Source organism: Kribbella albertanoniae, from assembly GCF_004348455.1.
Taxonomy (GTDB): Bacteria; Actinomycetota; Actinomycetes; order Propionibacteriales; family Kribbellaceae; genus Kribbella; species Kribbella albertanoniae.
On sequence record NZ_SMKA01000467.1, the window covers coordinates 1 to 2,944 of the forward strand.

3 protein-coding genes are annotated in these 2,944 nt (G+C 67.4%); 1 reads left to right on the forward strand and 2 read right to left on the reverse strand.

Annotation, left to right across the window (positions count from 1 at the left end):
• Positions 1-564: DUF1707 SHOCT-like domain-containing protein (locus E1261_RS44120; RefSeq protein ID WP_132416247.1), on the reverse strand; the 564-nt coding region annotated here is incomplete at its 3' end.
• Positions 565-684: 120 nt separating this feature from the next.
• On the opposite strand from E1261_RS44120, the gene E1261_RS44125 reads away from it, so the two are divergent.
• The gene (locus tag E1261_RS44125) at positions 685-2,346 is read left to right on the forward strand and encodes a fumarate hydratase (RefSeq protein WP_132416249.1); all 1,662 of its coding nucleotides are present in this window, start codon (positions 685-687) and stop codon (positions 2,344-2,346) included.
• Here the strand turns inward: E1261_RS44125 and E1261_RS44130 are convergent.
• Positions 2,330-2,848: a zeta toxin family protein gene (locus E1261_RS44130; protein ID WP_165952865.1), complete on the reverse strand. Its 519-nt coding sequence runs from the start codon at positions 2,846-2,848 to the stop codon at positions 2,330-2,332. The two genes, E1261_RS44125 and E1261_RS44130, sit on opposite strands and share 17 nt — an antisense overlap.
• Between the last annotated feature and the right edge of the window lie 96 nt (positions 2,849-2,944).

Sequence of the window (2,944 nt, forward strand, 5' to 3'; positions counted from 1 at the left end):
ATAAGAGACAGGGGTGGCGGCTTGTTCGGAGACGGCGCCGAGGATGGGGTTGGAGTCGAGGTGGACGATCGCGTCGGCGGGGACGCGGATCTTGACGTCGGCGAGGATGCACCTGATGTCGATGTGGACCTCGTCGAAGGGGATCTGGGCCTCGGTGTAGTCGAGGGTGACGTCGCCCATGACGGCGTGCACCTCTTGGCGCTGGGAGGCTACCCAGTTACCGAGGCGCTTGCGGTCGGACATGAAGACGTTGATCGGCGCACCGTCCGGTACGACGGGGGCGACGGCGTACTGCGGCGGCTGCGGAGCGGCGGGGTGCTGGAGACCGTTCGGGAGGTCGGCGGTCAGCGGGACCAGCTCGCCGTACGTCTTCGAGGCGTACACCGTCTCGAGCCGCTCCTCGAGCTCGGTGTAGGACAGCCGGCCCTCGCCCGCGGCGTCACGCAGGACGTCGGCGACCTGCTCGCGTTCGAGGTCGGACACCCGTCGGCGCAGCGCCGGAACCACCGGCGCCGGTACGGCGTCCTGCGGTCGATTGTCCTGGGGAACCTCATCCTGTGCCACGGACAAAACCTTACGCTCGCCGCAGGCCCTCCGCGCTCCGAAACCTCCCCTACCGACCCCTGATCCTGGCCCTGAGATTAGGCTGGATCAGTCCAGTCCACTGTCCATGGAGGTCTGCCGGTGTCCGCCGACTTCACGTACTCCGATCTGCTCCCGTTAGGTTCTGACGACACGGAGTACCGGCTGCTGAGCACCGAAGGTGTCAGCACGTTCACGGCGGGCGACCGCACCTTCCTTCAGATCGAGCCCGACGTACTGCGGATGCTCACCGCGGAGGCGATGCACGACATCTCGCACTACCTGCGGACCGCGCACCTCGCGCAGCTACGCCGGATCATCGACGACCCCGAGGCGTCCGGGAACGACCGGTTCGTCGCGCTCGACCTGCTGAAGAACGCGAACATCTCGGCCGGCGGTGTGCTGCCGATGTGCCAGGACACCGGTACGGCGATCGTCATGGGCAAGAAGTCCGAGGGCGTCCTGACCGGCGCGGTCGACGAGGAGTGGATCAGCCGGGGCGTGTACGACGCCTATACCAAGCTGAACCTGCGGTACTCGCAGATGGCCCCGCTGACCATGTGGGACGAGAAGAACACCGGCTCCAACCTGCCCGCGCAGATCGAGCTGTACTCCACGCCGGGCGGCGGCGATCCGGCGTACAAGTTCCTGTTCATGGCCAAGGGTGGCGGTTCGGCGAACAAGTCGTTCCTGTTCCAGGAGACGAAGGCCGTGCTGAACCCGGCCGGGATGATGAAGTTCCTGGACGAGAAGATCCGCTCCCTCGGTACGGCGGCCTGTCCGCCGTACCACCTGGCGATCGTGGTCGGTGGCACGTCGGCCGAGTTCGCTCTGAAGACCGCGAAGTACGCGTCGGCGCACTACCTGGACGCGTTGCCGACGACCGGCTCGGCGGTGGGGCACGGGTTCCGGGATCTGGAGCTGGAGGAGGAGGTCTTCAAGCTCACCCAGGACTTCGGGATCGGAGCGCAGTTCGGCGGGAAGTACTTCTGTCACGACGTCCGCGTGATCCGACTGCCGCGGCACGGCGCGTCCTGCCCGGTCGCGATCGCGGTCTCCTGCTCGGCCGACCGCCAGGCCCGCGCGAAGATCACCCCGGAAGGCGTGTTCCTGGAGCAGTTGGAGCGCGACCCGGCCCGCTTCCTGCCGGACACGACCGACGAACACCTGTCAGATGACGCTCAGGTTGTGCGAATCGATTTGAACCGGCCGATGAGCGAGATCCGAGCGGAGCTGTCGAAGCTCCCGGTGAAGACGCGGCTGTCGCTGACCGGGCCGCTGGTGGTCGCCCGCGACATCGCGCACGCCAAGATCAAGGAGCGCCTGGACGCCGGCGAGCCGATGCCGCAGTACCTGCGCGACCACGCCGTCTACTACGCCGGGCCTGCGAAGACCCCCGAGGGCTACGCGTCCGGGTCCTTCGGCCCGACCACCGCGGGCCGGATGGACGCGTACGTCGACCAGTTCCAGGCGGCCGGCGGTTCGTTCGTCATGCTTGCCAAGGGCAACCGTTCCGCGAAGGTCACCGAGGCGTGCAAACAGCACGGCGGCTTCTACCTCGGCTCCATCGGCGGCCCCGCCGCCCGCCTCGCCCAGGACTGCATCAAGTCCGTCGACGTCCTCGAGTACGCCGAACTCGGGATGGAAGCCGTCTGGAAGATCGAGGTCGAGGACTTCCCCGCCTTCGTCGTGGTCGATGACAAAGGCAACGACTTCTTCACCGACCCCCGCAAACCGGTCCCCCTGACTACGCGTCCCCGCTAACCCACCCAAGACGCTCAAGAACCCCGGCCGCCGTCGCAGCCGGGGTTCCGTCGTTCGGTACGGCGAAGTCCTCCACCGCCGCATGCGTAGCGGCATCGTCCAGCGCCGCCTGAAGGTCCCAGCCCGGCCTGGTAAGGCTGGTCCGTTCCGCGATCAGAGCCGACGGAGTCAGCAGCCGCACCACGTGGACGGCACAGTCACTCAGCACCTCGGTGTATGCCGCCCGATGGATCGCCGTGATGACAGGGCCGCTGACGATCAGGTACTCCGCCCCTGCCTCACGGAAGTTCTGCCACACAGCCGCCAGATTGCGGATCCGCAGGTGATCGCTGAACCGCAACACCCCGGTCGGTGCCGGCTGCGGACCGAACTGCGCCAGCGCATCGAGGTCAACCATTGCCGTTGCCCGGCCGGACGTGCTCAACCGGCCGGCAATCGCCTGAGCGATGGTCGTCTTGCCTGCACCGCCACCGCCGGTCAGCAGCAGAGCGTTGGGGCTCACTCGGCACCTCCGGTTGACGAGCGGACCGCCCCCACTCACCAACTCTCTCGATCACCCGGCTCTCACGCTCAGCGTGGGGGTCGGGTGGGCCGTTTC